Raw genomic sequence first — 20,701 nt, 5'->3', positions numbered from 1 at the left:
AGCGTCGCCATCAGACATAAGTCGCGACTTGACCTCAGCCACACTGCGATCCATGCGTGGCAATGCCACTCAGATGTCATGCGGGCTGCCTGAACTTCCACGCTGACTATCCTGTCGAGCGAGCGGCACTCTGCCTGCGCCGCCCTCGACACCCGAACCGACCAGGACGGGATGACGCACCGCGCGATGTATCGGCACTCCCTCATGGGGCCCCGATGTCGCCCCGCGGTGCTGCCCGGCAATGGTCTGTTCACTCGTTCCCTCTGTCCCGGCTTCACAACAACAATGATCAGCACACTCACTCAACCCAAGGCGACCCTGCTCCCGGCGCCTACCGACCGTGCGAGGACACCGCGATGAGCGACTTACTGGAACACGCTCAGGATCAGCAGCGTCAGGCTGTACGCGAGGCCGCCGCGCGGCTTCTAGAGGCCCGCAGTCCCGGCTACACCCTGCCCCAGCCCTTCTACAATGATCAGCGCCTGTTCGATCTCGACATGAAGGAAATCTTCGAGCGCGAGTGGCTGTTTGCCGGTCTCAGCAGCGAGATCCCGCTCAAGGGCAACTTCATGACCATGGACGTGGGCAACAGCCCGATCATCATCGTGCGCGGTGACAACGGGGCCATCCATGCCTTCCATAACGTCTGTCGCCATCGTGGGTCTCGCCTGTGCAGCACCGAGCGCGGCAAGGTCGCCAAGCTGGTGTGCGGCTATCACAAGTGGACCTATGAGCTGGATGGCCGCCTGCTGTTCGCCGGTTCCGACATGGGCACCACCTTCGACACCAGTGAATACGGCCTGCACCCCGTCCACGTGCGCTCAGCCGGCGGCATGCTGTTCATCAACCTCGCCGAGCAGCCCGAGAACTGCGAGCCGTTCTTCAAGACGCTGGAGTTCTACCTCAAGCCCTACGACATGGAGAACGTCAAGGTCGCGGCCAGCTCCTCCATCATCGAGGAAGGCAACTGGAAGCTGGTGATCGAGAACAATCGCGAGTGCTATCACTGCGATGGCTCCCACCCGGAGCTGCTCAACACCCTGCAGGAATTCGATGACACCGATGACCCGCGTGCCACCGATGCCTACAAGGCGCTGGTCGCGAAGAAGCAGGCCGACTGGGATGCCGAGAAGGTGCCCTATCAGCTGGTGCGCTTCGGCCGCCGCAATCGCATGACGCGCACACCGCTGCTGGAAGGCACCGTCTCGATGACCACGGACGGCACTCCGGCATGCAAGAAGCTGCTGGGACGCCTGCAAAGCCCCGATATGGGCTCGCTGCGCATCCTCAACCTGCCCAACTCCTGGAACCACTTCATGGGCGATCACGCCGTGGTCTTCCAGGTCGACCCGATCGGCCCCCTCAAGACCCGCGTGACCACCAAATGGCTGGTGCACAAGGACGCGGTGGAAGGTGTCGACTACGACCTGGCGAAGCTGCGCAAGGTGTGGGATGCCACCAATGATCAGGACCGTCAGCTGGTGGAAGAGAACCAGCGCGGCGTCAACTCCAGCGCCTATCAACCCGGCCCCTACTCGGCGACCTTCGAGTTCGGTGTCGTCGACTTCGTCGACTGGTATGCCGAGCGCATGCAGGAAGCGCTCAAGGAACAGCAGGAGCCGCACCTGCAGCTGGCTTGAGCCCTTGAGTCCTCGAAACCTGAGGCTCTGAAAGACAGGCAAGAAAAAACCCGCCACCGGCAAGCCGGTGGCGGGTTTTTTTTGGCTTTCACCCGGGCAACACGCCGAAGGCGGGTCACCCGAGAGGTACTACGGCTGGATTACAGCTGCGTGTCCAGGCTCATCATCAGGCTGAGCGCCATGACGATGATGATGGAGAAGCCGAACAACTTGCGTGCCCAGGAGGCATCAGGCTGATCCTTGAGGCGCCAGGCGGCCAGATACAGCCACCAGCCACCCGTGACGGTCGCGACTACCAGATACCAGATGCCGGTATATCCCCACAGTGTCAGCAACAGCGACACCGGGATGAAGCCGGCAATGTACCCCGTCACTACACGCTTGGCATGCTCCATGCCTCGCGCTACCGGGAGTACCGGAATATTGGCGGCCCGATAGTCATCGACACGAAACATGGCAATCGCATAGGAATGCGGCATCTGCCACATGCTGAAGATGATCAACAGCAGCAGCGCCCCCATGTCCGCCTGACCGGTGACGGCCAGGTAGCCGACCACTGGCGGCGCAGCGCCGGACAGTGAGCCGATGAGGGTGCCATACACCGAGCCACGCTTGAGCCACATGCTGTAGGCCCCGACGTAGATCACGAAGCCCAGCCCCACGGCGATCATCGCCATGAGATTGGTCATCGCGGCCAGAAGCCAGAAGCCTGCAAGGCCCAGCACGCTGCCGAAGACGAAAGCCCCCTTCAGCGAGATGTCGCCCTGCACCAGAGCACGGCCCTGGGTACGCGCCATGTGGCGGTCGATATCGCGATCGATGCAGTTGTTGAACACACAGCCTGAGGCCACGATCAACGCCACCCCGACCAGGGTGGCGATGAACAGCGCCCAATCCACCTCACCACCGGAAGCGAGAAAGAAGCCGCCGCTGACGGTGATCAGGTTGCCGAAGATAATGCCCGGCTTGGTGGTACGCAGGTAGTCCTTGATCATCAGGCTCACGCTATCAGATGGGCATCATGTTCTGATTCAGCTCGATCATGATCCATATGGAACCACCAACGACGATTGCCACGATCACCACGGTGAACAGCATGGCCATGACATTCCAGCTCTGCTCCTTGGAGCCGTCCAGGTGCAGGAAGAAGTACAGCTGCACGAAGACCTGAGCGATGGCGAAGCCGTAGATGGCCCAGATCACGCCGACACCCGGATCGTCCATCATCATCACCATCCCGAACGGGATGATGGTCAGGATGATGGAGAGAATCAGACCGGTCACGTACTGCTTGACGCTGCCGTGATTGTCGTTGTGGTCGTTGTTGGAATGGCTCATAGCATCACTCCTGTGAGATAGACGACGGTGAAGACGCAGATCCAGATGACGTCCAGGAAGTGCCAGAACAGGCTGAGCATCATCAGACGACCGCGATGCACTTCTGTCAGACCTTTCTTCTTGACCTGGAAGATCAGCAGCGCCATCCAGATCAGACCGGCGGTCACGTGCAGACCGTGGGTGCCGACCAGGGTGAAGAAGGCAGACAGGAACGCGGACTTGTCCGGACCCTGGCCGTTCACGATCAGGTGGTAGAACTCATAGATTTCCATCGCGATGAAGCCTGCGCCACAGGCGAAGGTGATCATCAGCCACTTGATCACCGCGGAGCTGTCTCCGCGGTTCATGCCCAGCATCGCCAGGCCGTAGGTGAAGCTCGAAGCCAGCAGCAGCGCGGTCTCGACCAGCACGAAGTTCAGCTCGAAGATCTCGGCGCCCGTCGGGCCACCGGCATACGCCTGGCTCAGTACCACGTAGACCGCGAACAGCATCGCGAACAGGATGCAGTCGCTCAGCAGATAGAGCCAGAAACCGAAGACCTTCAGGCCGTTGGTATCGTGATGCTCGTGATCGTCATGGGCGTCATGCGCCCCATCGTGAGATGTCATTGCATTATTCGCCATGATTACCCCTGAACCACTGTGTCGTTAGGTGTGCGGGCGCTGGGCAGGGCGCGACGCTCGCGACCCTCACGCTCGACACGCTCCACTTCCTCGACGGACACGTAGTAGTCGATGTCGTAGTTGAAGGAGCGCACGATGAAGGTAGCGATCATGCCGACCAGCCCGACCACGGCCATCCACCAGATGTGCCAGATCAGTGCGAAACCGAACACCAGGCTGAAGGCGGAGATGATGACGCCAGCAGCGGCGTTGCGCGGCATGTGGATCGGCGCATAAGGCTTCTTGGCCTCCTGCTCGATGCCACGTTCCTTCATTTCCCAGAACTCGTCGAGCTCGGAAACCTGCGGCTCGTGAGCGAAGTTGTAGAACGGTGCCGGTGAAGTGGTGCTCCACTCCAGGGTACGACCGCCCCAGATATCGCCAGTGGTGTCCTGCAGCTGCTTGCGGTTCTTGATGCTGACCGCGATCTGGATCACGGTGCACGCGATACCGATCAGGATCAGGACAGCACCGATGAAGGCGACGACCAGGTACGGCACCCACAGCGGGTTGTCGACGTGCTGCAGACGACGGGTCATGCCCATGAAGCCGAGGATGTACAGCGGCATGAAGGCGAGGTAGAAGCCAGTGATCCAGAACCAGAAGGAACGCTTGCCCCACTTCTCGCACAGCATGAAGCCGGTCGCTTTCGGGAACCAGTAGGTAATACCGGCCATCGCACCGAAGACCACGCCGCCGATGATGACGTTGTGGAAGTGGGCGATCAGGAACAGCGAGTTGTGCAGTACGTAGTTGGCGCCCGGAACGGCCAGCAGAACGCCGGTCATGCCACCGATGGTGAAGGTGACGATGAAGCCCAGGGTCCACAGCACCGGAGAGGTCATTTCGACACGACCACGGTACATGGTGAACAGCCAGTTGAAGATCTTCACACCTGTCGGGATCGAGATGATCATCGTCGCGATACCGAAGAAGGCGTTCACGTCAGCGCCGGCACCCATGGTGAAGTAGTGGTGCAGCCAGACGATGAACGACAGGACGGTGATGACGAGAGTCGCCCACACCAGCGAGGTGTAACCGAACAGCTTCTTCTTGGAGAAGGTGGCGATGACTTCGGAGAACACACCGAAGACCGGCAGCACCAGGATGTACACCTCAGGATGGCCCCAGGCCCAGATGAGGTTGACGTACATCATCATGTTTCCACCAAGGTCATTGGTGAAGAAGTGGAAGTCGAGGTAGCGATCGAGCGTCAGCATCGCGATGGTAGCGGTCAGAATCGGGAAGGCCGCGACGATCAGGACGTTGGCGCACAGTGCGGTCCAGGTGAAGACCGGCATCTTCATCAGGGACATGCCCGGCGCACGCATCTTGAGGATGGTGGCGATGAAGTTGACACCTGTCAGCAGGGTACCGACACCGGAGATCTGCAATGACCAGATCCAGTAATCCACCCCGACCCCGGGGCTGTAATTGGCCCCCGACAACGGCGGATAGGCCAGCCAGCCAGTCTTGGCGAACTCACCCAGACCCAGAGAGATGTTGACCAGGAGCGCGCCGACCACGAACAGCCAGAAGCTGAGCGAGTTCAGGAACGGGAAGGCCACGTCACGTGCGCCGATCTGCAGCGGCACGACAACGTTGATCAGACCGATGACCAGCGGCATCGCCACGAAGAAGATCATGATCACGCCGTGGGCAGTGAAGATCTGGTCGTAGTGATCCGGGGGCAGATAGCCCTGACCACCACTGGACGCCAGCATCTGCTGGGAACGCATCATGATCGCATCGGAGAAACCACGGATCAGCATCACCAACGCGACGATGATGTACATCATGCCGATCTTCTTGTGATCGACAGAGGTGAACCACTCATTCCACAGGTAGGCCCACTTTTTCTTTACCGTGATGAAGCCGACAAGGGCTGCACCACCGAGGATTACCGCCGCAAGCACGATCATGATGATCGGCTCGTGATACGGAACAGCCTCTATTGTGAGTTTTCCAAGCATTGCTTATTCCTCGGTTGCCATCGCAGATTCAGCGTGACCAGAAGCGTCATGATCGGACATGCCGTCTTCGGCGCTGTCGTGATGCATTCCACCCTTCTTCATGTGGCGCATCTGTTCATCGCTCATGCCCAGCTCCATGCCGTCCATGTAGGGCGCCATGATCTGCTCATACAGGTTCGGCTTGACCTGACCATAGAAGGTCGGGGCAACGTCCTCGCTCGGCTCCTTGAGAGCGGCAAGACCAGCGTCATCCAGCACCTTGCTGCTGCCGCGTGCCTTCTCGATCCAGGCGTCGAAGTCGCCTTCGCTCATGACATGCGCCTTGAAGTGCATGTCCGCGAAGCCGGCGCCGCTATAGCTGGCAGAGATACCGTCGTAGGTACCCACTTCACTGCCGATCAGGTGCAGACGGTTTTCCATCCCCGCCATTGCATAGATCTGGCTACCGAGCTGCGGGACGAAGAACGAGTTCATCACCGTGTCGGATGTGATGTGGAAGCGAACCTGACGATCCACCGGCATGGCCAGTTCATTGACCGTCGCGATCCCCTGCTCCGGATAGATGAACAACCACTTCCAGTCCATGGACACGACCTGCACCTCGATCGGCTCACCGCCGTCGACGATCTCGGCACGCGGGTCCAGCTCGTGCGTGCTCTTCCAGGTCAGGATGCCCAGAGCGAGGATGATCAGGCACGGAATGCCCCAGACCACGATCTCGATCTTGGTGGAATGCGCCCAGTTGGGCGTGTAGGTCGCCTTGCTCTGCTTGGTATCGCGATAGCGCCAGGCGAACCACAGCGTCATGAAGATGACCGGGATAACAACCACGAGCATCAGGTAGGTAGCAGTCAGGATCAGCGACTTTTCGGATTCACCGATAGGCCCCTTGGGATCGAAGAGTACGGCGTCACAGCCGGACAGCATCAATAATCCCGCGAGGATAGGGAGTCCCCGCAGAGCCCCCCGCATTAGGCTTTTTCTCATCTCACGACCTCGTTGGAACACGCCATGGCGTCATGACGAGCCCACATGTGGAACACAGCGTTCGAAGAAATGACCAACAGGAAGCCGTCGATCTTTCGAACGAAATCAGAAGATTTCCCGCAGGCGGGCACAGGATAGAGAAATGACAGGGGGGCTGACTACGGGGCAGGATGACGCACCAGGGGCCAGATGCGGATGACTTCGGCCATCCGGTGCGCGCCAATCATGCCTTGAGCGGCATGAGTTCTCTCACGCTCGAGGGAGGTTAAGGCAGCGGGATCGGGTGGCGAAGTCGACACTCACGGCAATGATGTCGCGACAGTGCATGCCTTGCAGGGCCAGATAGCTCGTCAATCGCCAGCCTTCTCCGCGATGCCAGCCCCCCTGCCCTGCTTGATGATGCCCGTGAGAATCACGACCTTGTCGCGCCACAATTCAGTGCATCCCCACGGATGTCCTCGCCATCGGCGCACCAGGTGGCGTCGAAGCAACCACTACCGCCACACGATACTGCGCAACAAAAACCCAATAAATGGCTACAACTTGAAATAAAATGCCAAAAATTGTGCCAATGAGCCTTTCAAAAGTTGCTGAAGTACTCCCCCAACCCGGGCGAGAGAGGCATTTTCCCGACATGATACTTGTATGAGGCCGGCGTTCATTGACGAGAAAACATGCATCATTATCGATCATGACCTGACAGGTAAATGCACCATGATGCGTCTCACATGATGCTGGCATTCCCGATCAACAGGGGACGCTTTTTCGCAACCTTGGCATGCCATTCTCATGATCAATGCCGGACCAAATGGCCTGATGAGTGTCATTTTCCGTCATTCATTTACGCGGACTCACCACCTTTCTGCCAGATGACGCCCGGCCCGACACCATAAAAAATACACAAATAAATACATTCCAGAAACCCTCTGGTTACCAATTTTGCACAAAAAACCGGTTTCCCGCCCCCATTGTGTGACTTGAGTCAGACAAGGAATGAACTCGACCGCGGCGTCAGGAACAACATCCTCGAAAAAGGTCAAGACCTGCGACAATTGACCACACCAAAAATAGGGACAATGATCTGGGGGAATTTCCCGGGGCCTTTTCCACGCCCAACGACCAGACAGACCACTCTTCATCAGCACCACCGGGCTGTGGTCAGGTGCGGTTCGCGTTCCACATCAGCGATGATTCGCGGCCGCCACTTGCCGCGACGGCCAGATTCTCGAGCTCTTGGCTTGCCGGGCTCTGGGCCTGGCGGGCTCTCACTCTCTCCAATGTCAGGGCCGTGCGACATGCTGCCTGAGCGTGTCGAGAGCCATGCCCTGTGACGCCCGCTCTGCGATGACAGCTCTGCGATGACAGCTCTACAACAACAGCCCTGCGATGAGACCCTCACCATGACTGCCTCCTCGACCACGCATTCCCTCATCGCCGCCGACCAGCTTCCCGCGGGCATCCTCTATCGCCTGTTCTCGGGCAGCATCGCGCCCCGGCCGATCGCCTGGGTCTCGACCATCGATGCGGCAGGCAACACCAACCTCGCGCCCTTCTCGTTCTTCACCATCGCCAGCATCAATCCGCCGGTGCTCGCCTTCAGCCCGCTGCGCAATGGCGAAGGCAAGACCAAGGACACTCTCAACAACCTCGGGCAGGTGGCGGAGTGCGTCATTCACATCGGTGGCGAGGCGATGAGCGAGGCGCTCAATCTCACCAGCGCCAGTCTCGCCGCCGACGAGGATGAGTTCACCCACGCGGGTCTGAACAAGGTGGCCATGCCGCCGCTTGCGGTTCCGCGCGTGGAAGGCGCCCCGATCGCCTTCGGCTGTCGACTGCGCGACATCATCTCGTTCGGTGATCAGCCGCTGGCAGGTTCACTGGTGCTGGCCGAGGTGGTGGTGATGCATGCCGACGAAGCGGTCTGGGATGGGCGGCATGTCGACAATGAGGTGCTGCGTGCCATCGGGCGCATGGCCGGCAGTGACTATGCACGCACGGATAGCCTGTTCAGCCTACAGCGCCCCGAATGACTTTCCGGCAAGGAAAATAAATCCATAAACCTCAATACAATCAATGCCTTTCAGCGCACGACAAGGATGACTCAAGGTTTGACGCCGTCATCTGCAACTGGCAGAAAGGCGCATGTTGCACAAGGCTTCAGACCAAGGTCTGAACGCTTCCACCAGGCGGGACAAGGTCCCTCATTCTGACTCGAGATGCCCACAGGAGCGGCTATCGAAAGAAAACATACGAGGTAACTCCATGTCATCGAATCCGTATGTGACGGATTACCAGATCGGTCAGGATAATGTTCAGCGACTCGGGCTGGATGTCCACAAGCCGGTCTTCACCATCAGTGCGCTGCTGATCGTAGGCTTCATCCTGTTCACGCTGCTGATGCCCGAGTCGGCCGAGTCGGCACTGGGCGGCGCCAAGGCATGGTCCATCACCCATGGTGATTGGCTGTTCATGCTCTCCAGCAACTTCTTCATCCTGTTCTGCCTGCTGCTGGTCCTGCACCCGGTCAGCCGCCTGCGTCTGGGCGGACGCGACGCCAAGCCGGAATTCAGCCGGATGGCCTGGTTCGCGATGCTGTTCGCGGCCGGCATGGGCACCGGCCTGATGTTCTGGGGGGTCGCCGAGCCAGTGGCGTACTACACCGACTGGTCAGGCACGCCATTGAACGCGCCACCGCGTACGCCGGAAGGCGCAACGGCGGCACTCTCGGCCACCGTCTTCCACTACGGGCTTCACCCCTGGGCCATGTATGCCGTGATCGGCCTGTCGCTGGCCTTCTTCGCCTACAACAAGGGCCTGCCGCTGACGCTGCGCTCGGTGTTCTACCCCTTGCTGGGTGAACGTGTATGGGGCTGGAGCGGCCATATCATCGATATCGTCGCGGTGCTGGCCACCCTGTTCGGCCTTGCCACCTCTCTGGGGCTGGGCGCGGCCCAGGCGGCCTCGGGGCTGGACCATCTGTTCGGCATCGGCGATGGGCTGGTCAGTCAGATCGGCGTGATCGTGGCGGTCACGCTCGCGGCCATCTACTCGGTGAGTCGCGGCCTGGATGGCGGTGTCAAACGCCTCTCCAATCTCAACATGATGCTGGCCGCGCTGCTGGTGGTGTTCCTGTTCATCGTCGGCCCGACCATGGACATCATCACCGGGCTCGGCACCACCAGCGTCGGCTATCTGGAATATCTGCTGCCGCTCTCCAACTGGATCGATCGCCCCGACGAAGGCTGGTTCCATAGCTGGACCATCTTCTACTGGGCCTGGTGGATTTCCTGGTCGCCGTTCGTCGGCATGTTCATCGCGCGTATCTCGCGCGGACGCAGCGTGCGCGAATTCGTCACCGCCGTGCTGGTGGTACCGACCCTGGTCACCATCGTGTGGATGACCGTCTTCGGCGGCACCGCACTGGAAGAGGCGCGAGCCGCCGGCAGCGAGCTGGCCCAGGGCATCGATACTCCCTCGATGGCCATGTTCCAGATGTTCGACAGCCTGCCGCTGTCCTCCATCACCTCCTGCGTCGCCATCGTGCTGGTGCTGGTGTTCTTCGTGACCTCCTCCGACTCCGGCTCGCTGGTGATCGATTCCATCACCGCCGGTGGCAAGCAGGATGCCCCGACGCGCCAGCGCATCTTCTGGGCAGCGGCCGGCGGTCTGATCGCCTGTGCCCTGCTGTATGGCGGCGGCAGCACCGCACTGAGTGCGCTGCAGGCGGGCGCCATCTCCACGGGACTGCCCTTCACGGTGGTACTGCTGGTGATGTGCTTCTCGCTGTTCCGCGGTCTGCGCTGGGAAAAACGCGAATACGATCGCGCCAACGCATCGAGCTGAAACACTGCGCGCAGTGAAAAGAGCGCGAAGAGCGACCACGCAAAAGGGCCTGTCAGTCGACAGGCCCTTTTGTTCATCTGGCAATCAGTGTCAGTGCGCGGCGCGCAATCTTTCAGGATTGCCGCGCCTAGCGCAGCCCCGGCAGCAGATACTTGTCCAGCGCCTGGCGCACCGATGGCAGCAGGATATCGGAGTGCATCACCAGCTCGCGCACCAGTTCCTGCAAGCCCGGCACGCCCACCTCGGCATGCTTTCTGAGTGCCATGCGCGCGCAGGTGTCCGCGCAGGCATGCTCGGAAATCTGCACGCCCAGCGCCACCAGCCGCTCACGAAAGTCTTCGTGATCAATCAGTTCCACGATCATCATCGTCATTCTCCTTGCTCGCTGACGGCGGGCATTGTCATTGGTATTGACCCACTCTGTTCTGAGCATAGCCCTTGTGAGGATAGCCGAAATGCGCGGCGGGCTGTCTCCGACATTCTGGTCAGACCGGGGCGTCCTCTGCGTGCCTGCCCACGCCACTGGCGTAGGCATTTGCGTCAGGCGCGTCTGGCTCGGTTGCGGTCTATTGCCTCGAGCTATCCGCTCGGTCCAGCCCGCTTGCCATGTCCACCTCACATGTCCGTCTTACATGTCTGCTTCAGCTCTCCACACCCGCCGAGGCGGGTTCGGCTCTGGCCAGACGACAGGCGGCGTACTTGAACTCGGGAATCTTGCCCACCGGGTCGAGCGCCGGATTGGTCAGCAAGTTGGCGGCGGCTTCGGCGTAGCAGAATGGCACGAAGACCATGCCGGCCGGCGTCAGCGGATCGGCGCGGGTGGCGAGGGTGATCTGACCACGTCGCGTAGTGATCGAGAGCGGCTCGCCCGGCGTGATGCCCAGGCGCTCCAGCTCCACCGGATTGAGCGTGGCCACGGCGGCCGGCTCGAGATTGTCGAGCACCGCCGCGCGGCGCGTCATCGAGCCGGTATGCCAATGCTCCAGCTGACGACCGGTGGTCAACACCGTCGGATAGTCGTCATCCAGCGTCTCATCCGGCGGCGTGGGCCAGGTCGGCACGAAGCGGGCACGGCCGCTGGCGCGCGGGAAGCCCTCGCCGAACACCACATCCTCGCCCTCGCCTCCCGGCGTCAGGCACGGATAGGTCACCGAGTTCTCCTCGGACAGCCGCGCCCAATCGATGTTGTCGAGAGAATCCATGCCCTTTTGCATCTCGGCGTAGATCTCCTCCGGCCCGGCGTAATCCCAGTCAAGCCCCATGCGCCGCGCCAGCTGCTGGGTGATCCACCAGTCCGGCTTCGCCTCGCCCGGGGCGCGCAGTGCCGCTCGCCCGCGCTGCACCTGCCGGTTGGTATTGGTGACGCTGCCGTCCTTCTCCGGCCAGGCGTACGAGGGCAGCACCACATCGGCGAACTGTGCCGTCTCGGTGACGAAGATGTCCTGCACCACCAGGTGCTCCAGATGCGCCAGCGCGCTGCGCGCATGCTCGAGATCCGGGTCCGACATCGCCGGATTCTCGCCGAGAATGTACATGCCGCGGATCTGATCGGCGTGGATGGCGTGCATGATCTCCACCACCGTCAGGCCCGGCGTCGCCGAGAGCGAGGTCTGCCACAGTGCTTCCAGTCGCTCGCGCGCCGCCGTGTCCCCCACCGGCTGGTAGTCGGGGAACACCATCGGAATCATCCCGGCATCCGAGGCGCCCTGGACGTTGTTCTGGCCGCGCAGCGGGTGCAGGCCGGTGCCTTCACGCCCGACGTGACCACACACCAGCGCCAGCGCGATCAGACAGCGCGCGTTGTCGGTGCCGTGGGTGTGCTGCGAGATGCCCATGCCCCAGAAGATCATCGCGCGCCTGGCGGTCGCGTACTCACGGGCCACGGCGCGAATCTCTTCTGCCGCCACGCCACACAGCGGCGACATCGCCTCCGGCGTCAACGCCGCGACATGCTCTGCCAGCGCGGCGAAGTCCTCGGTATGCGACGCGATATAGGCCTGATTGGCCAGCCCCTCGGTAATGATGACATTGAGCATGGCATTGAACAGCGCCACGTCCGCCCCCGGCGTGAACTGGATCGAGCGATGTGCCTGACGACGCAGCGCCAGCGCACGCGGGTCGATCACGACGATGCGTGTGCCACGCTTGGCGGCGCGCTTGAAGAAGGTCGCCGCCACCGGATGATTGACGCCCGGGTTGCAGCCGGTCAGCACGATCAGATCAGACTGCTCGGCCTGCATGAAGGAGGCGCTCACGCCGCCCGAGCCCACGCCCTCCATCAGCGCCGCCACCGAGCTTGCATGACACAGGCGCGTGCAATGATCGACATGGTTGGAGCCGAAGCCGGTGCGCACCAGCTTCTGGAACAGCCACGCCTCCTCGTTGGTGCATTTGGCGCTGCCGAAGCCCGCCAGGCTGTCGGGGCCATGCGCGCGCTTGAGGCGCATGAGCCCCTGGGCCGCGACCTCGAGGGCCTCGTCCCAGCTAGCCTCGCGGAAGTGGGTCAGCGGATGGGCGGGGTCAAAGTTCACATCCAGCCCCTTGGCCACGCCGTCACGGCGGATCAGAGGGCGGATCAGACGCTCCGGATGACGCGGATAATCGAAGCCGAAGCGCCCTTTCACGCACAGCCGGCCATGGTTGGATGGCCCATCGCGCCCACTGACCGCGATGATGTTGTCCAGCCGTGTATCCGCGACGCGCTGCCGACGCTTGTCAGCCTTATGGGAGCTAGCGCCCGCCATGCCCTGCTGGGCATCCGCCAGGGTCGCGACCGGCTGACCCTCGACACTCAACGCCTCGCCGCTGCCACGGCTGACCTGATATTCCAGCTGACAGCCCACGCCGCAGTAGGGGCAGATGGAGGCGACGCGCTCATCGACGGCGGCGGCGCTGTCGCCATGGCCCTGCTCATCCACCTGGGCGGCGGGCATCAGGGCGCCGGTCGGGCAGGCCTGCACGCACTCGCCACAGGCGACACAGGTGCTGTCGCCCATCGGGTCCTCGAGATCGAACACGATGCGCGTATTGCTGCCGCGCCCCGCCAGCCCGATCACGTCATTGACCTGCACCTCGCGACAGGCGCGCACGCACAGGCCACAGCTGATGCAGGCATCATGATTGACCGCCATCGCGGTGTGGGAGTGATCGAGAGCGCTGGCCTGCGTAGGCAACCACTCCTCCACGGTCTCCCCCAGCCACTCGCGGACCGTCTCGCGGGCACCGCCCAGGGTCTCTCGAGCACGCCCGACATCCACCGCCAGCAGCTCGGCCATCGCCATGAAGTGGCTGCTGACATCGGGGTTGTGCGCCTCGGCGGGCATGTCGGCGGCGAGCAGTTCCACCACCATCGCGCGCGCCTCGCCGGCACGCCGTGAACTGGCACTGCGTACCACCATGCCCGCCCGCGCCTCGCGGATGCAGCTGGCGGCGAGGGTGCGCTCGCCGTCGATCTCGACCATGCAGGCGCGACAGTTGCCATCGCCACGATAATCCGGCGCTTCGCTGTAGCAGAGATGAGGAATCGTCTCGCCGGCACGCTTGGCGATCTTCCATAGCGTCTCGCCGGGATAGGCCGTCACCTCGGCGCCATCCAGCGTGATGGTGAAACCATCCTCGTGCAGCGGCTGATCATCCGAGGACGAGCTGCCCAACCCTGTCAGCGCATTCATGCCTCACCTCCCGTGGCGTCAGCCGCATGGCTTGTGGCGATCAAGCGCACCCCGCTGCTGGCGAGGGTCTCCCGAAAGTCCTTGAGCAGGCCGAGCACCGGATTGGGCGCGGCCTGACCAAGCCCGCAGATCGAGGCGTCCATCATCACCTGCGACAAGCGCGTCAGCAGCGTCTCATCCCACTCATCGCTGCTGAGCGCCGCCAGCATCTGGCGCGTGCCGACACGACACGGCGTGCACTGGCCGCAGGACTCGTCCATGAAGAAGCTCATCAGATTGCGCGCCACCGCCGCCAGATCGTCCTTATCCGACAGCACCACCACCGCGGCCGAGCCGATGAAGCAGCCGTGGGCCTGCAGGGTGTCAAAATCCAGCGGCAGGTCCGCCTTGCTGGCCGGCAGGATGCCGCCGGAGGCCCCGCCGGGCAGATAGGCACGCAGACGATGGCCGTCGGCCATGCCGCCGCCATATTCCTCGACCAGCTCGCGGAGCGTGATGCCGGCCGGTGCCAGATACATGCCCGGGCGTCTGACGCGCCCGGAAAGCGAGAAGCTGCGCAGCCCCTGACGTCCCTGACGCCCGGCCGCGACGTAGTGGTCATGGCCTTCACGATGGAGCCGTGCAATCCAGTAGACCGTCTCGACGTTGTTGACCAGGGTCGGGCGACCGAACAGCCCGCACTGGGCCACGAAGGGCGGACGCTGACGCGGCTTGCCGGGCTTGCCTTCCAGCGACTCGATCAGCGCCGATTCCTCGCCACAGATATAGGCGCCGGCGCCACGCCGCAGCTGGATATAGCCCGGCGCGACAAGGCCTGCGGCTTCCAGCTCCGCGATGCACTCACGCAGCACCTCATTCAGGGTCGGGTATTCGTCACGCAGATAAATGTAGAGCGCCTCGGCCTCGATGGCATGCGCACTGGCCAGCGCGCCCTCGAGGAAGGTGTGCGGCTCACGCTCCAGATAGCAGCGGTCCTTGAAGGTGCCGGGCTCGCCTTCATCGGCGTTGATCACGCAATAGCGCGGCCCGGACTCGGCGCGCACGAAGCCCCACTTGCGAAACGTCGGGAAGCCCGCCCCGCCCAGGCCACGCAGACCGGCCTGCTCGATCATCTGCACCAGGTCCTCGATGCTGACCTCACCGCCATCCAGCGCGGCAAGCAGCCCATAGCCGCCACTGGCGCGATATTGTGCCAGCCGCGGATAGGCAAGACTCGCAGCCGGCGCGGCATGCACCTGGTCTTCGGCAATCGCCGCCGTGACGCCTTCCACGCTGGCGTGGCCCAGATGGCAATGCCCGACCTCCGCCACCGGCGCACTGTCGCAGCGCCCCATGCAAGGCGCACGCAGCACGCGCACCTGTTCGGGGTCCAGCCCCGAGGCGAGGCCGGCGCGCAAGGCCTCGGAGCCGGCCAGCTGGCAGGACAGCGAATCACAGACGCGCACGGTCAGCGCCGCGGGCGGTGTCTCGCCATCGCGAACCACGGTGAAGTGGGCATAGAAGGTGGCCGTCTCGTAGACCTCGGCCATCGGCAGGCGCATCCACTCGGCCAGCGCGCGCAGATGAGCCAGCGTCAGGTAGCCGACCTCATCATTGAGCACATGCAGATATTCGAGCAGAAGGTCGCGCTGCGCCGGGGCATCGCCCAGCAGGCGCTGTACCTCGGCCCAGGCCTCGGCATCCAGCGGACGACCGCGCAACTGGCTGCGCGAACGGCGGCGAGCGACAGGTGTCGGCTCGGTCAGGGTCTCAGGCGTCATGGCGGCACCACATTGTTATCGTTATGAACTGGCGGATCGTTCTGTCGAGTCAACGGCCTGGCTGGGCCGTGGACGCGGCCATGTATAGGTGTCCGAAGTCAGGCAAGCCCGACAAGCCAGGCAGGTTCCTTCACTGTAGATCGCAATCTACAAAGCGGGCAGAGCCGCGACAACCGCCTCCCCCACCGAATCGACTCGCGTGTCAGCCACGCACATGTCGGCGTCGTATCCAGCTAACTCGCCCTCGTCCCGCCCTCACACAATCACCAGGGTCCGGCGGCGGCCTGCCCCGCAGTCAGACCCGCCACCGCGCTCTGGATCGCCATTCCACCCCCTTCCCACATCGCAGCCCCGGGAGACAACCACGACAACACCTCGCTTCGCGCCAGCCGCCCTGTCCGGCTGGCGACACCAATAACAACATGAGGTCATCACATGTCATCGAATCCGTATGACACGGACTACGAGATCGGCCAGGACAATGTCCAGGTCATGGGTCTCGATGTTCACAACCCCGTCTTCGCGATCAGCGCCGTGCTGATCGTCAGCTTCATCCTGTTTGCCATCGTCTTCCCTGCGGGCGCGGAAAGTGCCCTGGGCGGCGCCAAGGCCTGGTCCATCGCACATGGCGATTGGCTGTTCATGCTGGCCGGCAACCTCTTCGTGCTGTTCTGCCTGCTGCTGATCGTGCATCCGGTGGGCAAGCTGCGCCTGGGCGGCCAGAAGGCGAAGCCGGAGTTCTCGACACGCTCCTGGTTCGCGATGCTGTTCGCCGCCGGCATGGGCATCGGCCTGATGTTCTGGAGCGTCGCCGAGCCGGTGGCCTATTACACCGACTGGTACGGCACGCCACTGAACGCGCCTGCCGGAACGCTGGAAGGGGCACGCGCCGCGCTGGGCGCCACCATGTATCACTGGGGCCTGCATCCCTGGGCCATCTACGCCGTGGTCGGGCTGTCGCTGGCGTTCTTCACCTACAACAAGGGCCTGCCGCTGACCATCCGCTCGGCGTTCTACCCGATACTCGGTGAGCGCACCTGGGGCTGGATGGGGCATATCGTCGACATCCTCGCCGTGCTGGCGACCATCTTCGGCCTGGCGACTTCGCTGGGGCTGGGTTCCGCTCAGGCAGCATCGGGTCTGGACTACCTGTTCGGCGTCGGCGATGGCTTGCCGACCCAGATCGCGATCATCATCCTGGTGACGTTGGTGGCCATCTACTCGGTCAGTCGTGGTCTGGATGGCGGCGTGAAGCTGCTTTCCAACATCAACATGATCATCGCCGCCGTCCTGATCATCTTCATCCTCATCTTCGGGCCGACTCTCGCCATTCTCATGGGCCTGGGCACCACTACCCTCAGCTATGTGGAATATCTGCTGCCGCTGTCCAACTGGATCGGCCGCCCCGATGAAAGCTGGTTCCACGGCTGGACCGTCTTCTACTGGGCGTGGTGGATTTCCTGGTCACCGTTCGTCGGCATGTTCATCGCGCGTGTCTCGCGCGGCCGCACCGTACGCGAATTCGTCACCGCCGTGCTGTTGGTGCCGACCCTGGTCACCATCGTGTGGATGTCCGTCTTCGGCGGCACCGCCCTGGAACAGGCCATCAATGGCGTGGGCGCGCTGGCCAATGGCATCGATTCCGTGTCACTGGCCATGTTCCAGATGCTCGACAACCTGCCGCTGTCCGGCGTGGCATCCTTCATCGCCATCGTGCTGGTGCTGGTGTTCTTCGTGACCTCGTCCGACTCGGGCTCGCTGGTGATCGACTCGATCACTGCCGGTGGCAAGATCGACGCCCCGGTCAGCCAGCGCATGTTCTGGGCAGCGATGGAAGGTCTGATCGCCGGCGCCCTGCTCTATGGCGGGGGTAGCGCTGCACTGGGCTCGCTGCAGGCGGGCGCCATCGCCACGGGGCTGCCGTTCACGCTGGTGCTGCTGGTGATGTGCTATTCCCTGTTCCGTGGCTTGATGCAGGAAAAGAAGGCACAGGACATGCTCATTCGTCCGGCTGCCGGTGCCTGACATGCCGCGCTGACCAGAGCTTTACTGCCAAATGCTGCGCTGACTGACAGGTCGCAGGACATGGGCACAAAAAAACGCCGCCCCCGGCAACCGGGGGCGGCGTTGTCATTGGATGACACGAACGTCATCCAAGCGAGATCAGGAGTTTTCCTGAGCCAGCTTCTGCACCTTCTTCATCAGGTCCGGGTCGTTCTGGACCGCTTGACCGATGGAGTTGAAGGTCGCGACTTCCAGACCGGAGTCCTCGACAGCGCTGACCATCTCGTCATTGGCTTCCTGACGCACGCTCTGCTTGGCAGTCTCGTCGTCGGCCTTCTGCAGCTTGCCGGCGAATTCCTGTGAGATGCGTGCGATGTCCTGAGAGGCCGCAGCGAACTGTTCCAGCTGAGCGTCGGTGAAATCGCCAGCCTGAGCCTGTGCCGCCTGGGCAGTAGACTGACCCTGGGCCGGTGCATCAGCAGCGAACGCCGGTGCCGACATCATGCCCGCGGAAATCAGGGCAGCCGTCATGTATGCAGTCATCCGTTTCATTGCAGCCTCCAGCAGTGATCAATAAGTGTTTGCCCTAACTCAGACGAGCCTGACGACAGGATGTTCATTTTTTCATGCAACTCTTTGAAAACATTGTGTATCGACACAGTTACATGAGTCGCAGATCAGCAACGTGAAAACCTCGGGGCCGCGCATGGCGGGCGTCATGACGGCTGGACGCGCATACAGCTTGCGCCACGATTGTGAAAATATCTGCAGCACGCCGCGTGAAGTCTGCCCACCACTACGCGGCATGCGCTTTACACAAGGAGGTCACGCCACCTGTTGCCACCGCTAGCGGCATGTCGCCATGGGTCTTTCCACAGGCTGAATGAGGGTGGCATGTCATGAAGTACCACATAAATCGCGCGCCAACGGGCAGCAAACTCTCGGTGACTGTCTTAATCTTGAAGGAGAGGCTGTCATCCGGGGTGTGCCATTCTTCCGTGCAACCTGTTTCTACAGCCCAGGCTGGCTGGCCCAGCTCATATCATTGCCGCCGGAGGACTGCCATGTCCACGTACATACCGTCCGCGCAGAGACTTTCCACACAGGTACTGTCCACACAGGTACTGTCCGCGCCGCCTCGACTGTTCTCGCATCACAGGCTGGCGTCGAGCCTGATGAGCCTCATGCTGCTGGCACTGCTGTTGAGCTCGCCGGTGCATGCCATCAGCCTGCTGGATTCGGATGCCAACCTGAACGCGCCCTCCGAGACATCCTCGGGCGCACCGCCACCCCCGACCTCACCGGACACCGCGGAGACCACCATGACCGCCGCCAATGTCGACCCCGCCGCCAACCCGCTGCTGGGCGAGACCTGGAACCGACGCTCGCTGGTGCTGATCGCGCCGGATGAGCAGGACCGGGATCTCGAGCGTCAGCGCGAGGAACTGCGCGCCACGCGTGGCGAGATGCAGCAGCGCGACATGACGCTCTATACACTGATGGGCACGCGCGGCATCCACGATGGCGTGCCGATGAGCTTCGAGGAGGTGCGTGCCCTGCGCGATGCCATGCAATTGCGCGAGGGCGCGCCCTTCACCGTCATCCTGATGGGCAAGGACGGCGGCAAGAAGATGCAGCAGGAAGGCTTCGTCTCCCCCGACCAGATCTATCAGGTGATCGACAACATGCCGATGCGCCAGCGCGAAGCCAGTCAGGCAGCGCGCAAGGCCCCCCAGGGCACCGACGAGCACACCTCGCCCGACCCCTTGAGCGATGAGGACTGGCAGTGGGAAGAGTGATTTTTCTGTAAGGAGCGACCTTCTGTGAAGAGCGACCTTCCGTGATGCATGAAAAAGCCCCTGTCAGCTCTGCTGACAGGGGCTTTTACCTCTCTCTGCGCGTCTTCAGCGCAGCACGCCTTCCTCACGCAGCAGCTTGAGGATTTCCGCCGCGCCCTCCTCGGCGCTCACGCCTTCCAGCCGCTTGCCCCCCCCCCCTTCCGCCTTGGCGGCCGCGGCCTTGAAACGGTCCCGCGCGCTGGTCGCCTTGATTCGCTTCAAGCGCTTGGGACGCTTGCGAGCCGGGGCCACGCCGAAGGCCCCGGCCTGCGCATCATGCACAAGCTCGCCGCTGGGCAGTGAGGAAAGCTCACCGCGCCGCGCCTGCGCGAAGGCCGACTGACGCGCCGCCGGCGCCGCGGAATCGACGCTGACAAGTGCCGGTAGTTTTACGCGCAGTCGTCGCCGCTGGCCACGCGGCAGCGCCTGCAAGGCGGTGAGATGCACGCCATCGCAACTCTCGATCGCGACGATACCCTCCACCAACGGCCAGCCGAGACTCTCCGCCAGCAGATGCGGCAGCAGGCCACTGCCCTCACCGGTCTCGCCCTGACCGCCACACACCACCAGCTGCGGTGCCGCCTGCTTGAGGCGCGTGACCAGCAGCGGCCAGACATCGATGACCGGTTGATCAATAGCAGCCGCCTGCGAATCAGCAGCCTTGAGCGGTTCAGCTTGAAGAGAATCCGGCGTCACCAGCGTCAATGACTCCAGCCCCATGCCCAGATAACCGCGCAGCGCCTGATCCTGCTCGCTACCGGGCGCGATCTCGCTGTCACTGGCGTGCCAGGCGCTGAGGCTGACGGCACCGGGCGCGGACTGGCGCTCCAATGCCAGACACAGCTCCAGGGCGCGGGCGTCCTGCTCGGCGCGCCGCAGACGCCCCGAAACCGGGTGCTGCCCCAGCGACACCAGACTCACCACCTCAAGCGGAGCCACGGCCTGCCGTGCAACGGATGAACGATCTGCCTTCATGTCCTTCTCC

Annotated in this window: 15 protein-coding genes; 5 read left to right on the top strand and 10 right to left on the bottom strand. The window is 62.6% G+C overall.

All coding sequences use genetic code 11. The features are described from left to right. The first annotated feature begins 356 nt into the window (after nucleotides 1–356). Nucleotides 357–1,640, top strand: coding sequence for a glycine betaine monooxygenase oxygenase subunit (gene gbca, locus AC5WNI_RS02335; protein ID WP_279834379.1), 1,284 nt, complete (start codon nucleotides 357–359; stop codon nucleotides 1,638–1,640). Between the two features lie 140 nt (nucleotides 1,641–1,780). Here the strand turns inward: gbca and cyoE are convergent, their stop codons facing one another. Genes cyoE through cyoA form a run of 5 tightly spaced genes read right to left on the bottom strand, consistent with a single transcriptional unit; the run spans nucleotide 1,781 to nucleotide 6,585 of the window. After that, the gene (cyoE, locus tag AC5WNI_RS02330) at nucleotides 1,781–2,635 is read right to left on the bottom strand and encodes a heme o synthase (RefSeq protein WP_043333143.1); all 855 of its coding nucleotides are present in this window, start codon (nucleotides 2,633–2,635) and stop codon (nucleotides 1,781–1,783) included. A 13-nt stretch (nucleotides 2,636–2,648) separates the two neighbouring features. Next, nucleotides 2,649–2,978 (bottom strand): cytochrome o ubiquinol oxidase subunit IV, encoded by a 330-nt coding sequence (gene cyoD, locus AC5WNI_RS02325; RefSeq protein ID WP_043333144.1) that lies wholly within the window; start codon nucleotides 2,976–2,978, stop codon nucleotides 2,649–2,651. Next, on the bottom strand, nucleotides 2,975–3,601 hold the full coding sequence (gene cyoC / locus AC5WNI_RS02320; RefSeq protein ID WP_368448137.1) for a cytochrome o ubiquinol oxidase subunit III: 627 nt from the start codon (nucleotides 3,599–3,601) through the stop codon (nucleotides 2,975–2,977). The genes cyoD and cyoC overlap by 4 nt, the downstream gene beginning before the upstream one ends. Before the next feature lie 2 nt (nucleotides 3,602–3,603). After that, complete coding sequence (gene cyoB, locus AC5WNI_RS02315) at nucleotides 3,604–5,613, bottom strand: cytochrome o ubiquinol oxidase subunit I (RefSeq protein WP_279835327.1); 2,010 nt, start codon at nucleotides 5,611–5,613, stop codon at nucleotides 3,604–3,606. Between the two features lie 3 nt (nucleotides 5,614–5,616). Then, on the bottom strand, nucleotides 5,617–6,585 hold the full coding sequence (gene cyoA, locus AC5WNI_RS02310; protein ID WP_495929152.1) for a ubiquinol oxidase subunit II: 969 nt from the start codon (nucleotides 6,583–6,585) through the stop codon (nucleotides 5,617–5,619). 1,415 nt (nucleotides 6,586–8,000) lie between these two features. Between cyoA and AC5WNI_RS02305 the strand changes: the two genes are divergently transcribed. Both AC5WNI_RS02305 and AC5WNI_RS02300 read left to right on the top strand, forming a co-directional pair. Further along, nucleotides 8,001–8,630 carry a flavin reductase family protein gene (locus AC5WNI_RS02305; protein ID WP_213113474.1) on the top strand — a complete coding sequence of 210 codons (630 nt, stop codon included), beginning with the start codon at nucleotides 8,001–8,003 and terminating at the stop codon, nucleotides 8,628–8,630. Between the two features lie 232 nt (nucleotides 8,631–8,862). Beyond that, complete coding sequence (locus AC5WNI_RS02300; RefSeq protein ID WP_107335555.1) at nucleotides 8,863–10,443, top strand: BCCT family transporter; 1,581 nt, start codon at nucleotides 8,863–8,865, stop codon at nucleotides 10,441–10,443. Nucleotides 10,444–10,570: 127 nt separating this feature from the next. Here the strand turns inward: AC5WNI_RS02300 and AC5WNI_RS02295 are convergent, their stop codons facing one another. From AC5WNI_RS02295 to AC5WNI_RS02285, 3 genes are all read right to left on the bottom strand, one after another. After that, nucleotides 10,571–10,810: a hypothetical protein gene (locus AC5WNI_RS02295; protein ID WP_043333148.1), complete on the bottom strand. Its 240-nt coding sequence runs from the start codon at nucleotides 10,808–10,810 to the stop codon at nucleotides 10,571–10,573. A 274-nt stretch (nucleotides 10,811–11,084) separates the two neighbouring features. Continuing rightward, nucleotides 11,085–14,114 (bottom strand): molybdopterin-dependent oxidoreductase, encoded by a 3,030-nt coding sequence (locus AC5WNI_RS02290; RefSeq protein WP_495928598.1) that lies wholly within the window; start codon nucleotides 14,112–14,114, stop codon nucleotides 11,085–11,087. Then, the gene (locus AC5WNI_RS02285) at nucleotides 14,111–15,874 is read right to left on the bottom strand and encodes an NADH-ubiquinone oxidoreductase-F iron-sulfur binding region domain-containing protein (protein WP_495928597.1); all 1,764 of its coding nucleotides are present in this window, start codon (nucleotides 15,872–15,874) and stop codon (nucleotides 14,111–14,113) included. The genes AC5WNI_RS02290 and AC5WNI_RS02285 overlap by 4 nt, the downstream gene beginning before the upstream one ends. A gap of 435 nt (nucleotides 15,875–16,309) precedes the next feature. On the opposite strand from AC5WNI_RS02285, the gene AC5WNI_RS02280 reads away from it, so the two are divergent. Next, nucleotides 16,310–17,899, top strand: a complete 1,590-nt coding sequence (locus AC5WNI_RS02280) for a BCCT family transporter (protein ID WP_285460481.1) — start codon at nucleotides 16,310–16,312, stop codon at nucleotides 17,897–17,899. A gap of 138 nt (nucleotides 17,900–18,037) precedes the next feature. Here the strand turns inward: AC5WNI_RS02280 and AC5WNI_RS02275 are convergent, their stop codons facing one another. Beyond that, on the bottom strand, nucleotides 18,038–18,430 hold the full coding sequence (locus AC5WNI_RS02275) for a DUF4168 domain-containing protein (RefSeq protein ID WP_043333741.1): 393 nt from the start codon (nucleotides 18,428–18,430) through the stop codon (nucleotides 18,038–18,040). 623 nt (nucleotides 18,431–19,053) lie between these two features. Here AC5WNI_RS02275 and AC5WNI_RS02270 point away from each other — a divergent pair. Continuing rightward, nucleotides 19,054–19,677 (top strand): DUF4174 domain-containing protein, encoded by a 624-nt coding sequence (locus AC5WNI_RS02270; RefSeq protein ID WP_368448123.1) that lies wholly within the window; start codon nucleotides 19,054–19,056, stop codon nucleotides 19,675–19,677. Nucleotides 19,678–19,782: 105 nt separating this feature from the next. Here the strand turns inward: AC5WNI_RS02270 and AC5WNI_RS02265 are convergent, their stop codons facing one another. Continuing rightward, nucleotides 19,783–20,691: an adenine nucleotide alpha hydrolase family protein gene (locus tag AC5WNI_RS02265; RefSeq protein WP_495928596.1), complete on the bottom strand. Its 909-nt coding sequence runs from the start codon at nucleotides 20,689–20,691 to the stop codon at nucleotides 19,783–19,785. Nucleotides 20,692–20,701: the final 10 nt, after the last annotated feature.

The sequence above is a fragment of the Cobetia sp. PDI-12MA genome (genome assembly GCF_059507695.1).
The sequence above is the reverse complement of the archived record's forward strand: the minus strand, read 5'-3'. Positions and strand labels throughout refer to the sequence as shown.

Excerpts from the sequence above, each read along its gene's own strand:
- gbca (WP_279834379.1), top strand. The coding sequence starts at position 357 with ATGAGCGACTTACTGGAACACGCTCAGGATCAGCAGCGTCAGGCTGTA.
- cyoE (WP_043333143.1), bottom strand. The coding sequence starts at position 2,635 with ATGATCAAGGACTACCTGCGTACCACCAAGCCGGGCATTATCTTCGGC.
- cyoD (WP_043333144.1), bottom strand. The coding sequence starts at position 2,978 with ATGAGCCATTCCAACAACGACCACAACGACAATCACGGCAGCGTCAAG.
- cyoC (WP_368448137.1), bottom strand. The coding sequence starts at position 3,601 with ATGGCGAATAATGCAATGACATCTCACGATGGGGCGCATGACGCCCAT.
- cyoB (WP_279835327.1), bottom strand. The coding sequence starts at position 5,613 with ATGCTTGGAAAACTCACAATAGAGGCTGTTCCGTATCACGAGCCGATC.
- cyoA (WP_495929152.1), bottom strand. The coding sequence starts at position 6,585 with ATGCGGGGGGCTCTGCGGGGACTCCCTATCCTCGCGGGATTATTGATG.
- AC5WNI_RS02305 (WP_213113474.1), top strand. The coding sequence starts at position 8,001 with ATGACTGCCTCCTCGACCACGCATTCCCTCATCGCCGCCGACCAGCTT.
- AC5WNI_RS02300 (WP_107335555.1), top strand. The coding sequence starts at position 8,863 with ATGTCATCGAATCCGTATGTGACGGATTACCAGATCGGTCAGGATAAT.
- AC5WNI_RS02295 (WP_043333148.1), bottom strand. The coding sequence starts at position 10,810 with ATGATGATCGTGGAACTGATTGATCACGAAGACTTTCGTGAGCGGCTG.
- AC5WNI_RS02290 (WP_495928598.1), bottom strand. The coding sequence starts at position 14,114 with ATGAATGCGCTGACAGGGTTGGGCAGCTCGTCCTCGGATGATCAGCCG.
- AC5WNI_RS02285 (WP_495928597.1), bottom strand. The coding sequence starts at position 15,874 with ATGACGCCTGAGACCCTGACCGAGCCGACACCTGTCGCTCGCCGCCGT.
- AC5WNI_RS02280 (WP_285460481.1), top strand. The coding sequence starts at position 16,310 with ATGTCATCGAATCCGTATGACACGGACTACGAGATCGGCCAGGACAAT.
- AC5WNI_RS02275 (WP_043333741.1), bottom strand. The coding sequence starts at position 18,430 with ATGAAACGGATGACTGCATACATGACGGCTGCCCTGATTTCCGCGGGC.
- AC5WNI_RS02270 (WP_368448123.1), top strand. The coding sequence starts at position 19,054 with ATGAGCCTCATGCTGCTGGCACTGCTGTTGAGCTCGCCGGTGCATGCC.
- AC5WNI_RS02265 (WP_495928596.1), bottom strand. The coding sequence starts at position 20,691 with ATGAAGGCAGATCGTTCATCCGTTGCACGGCAGGCCGTGGCTCCGCTT.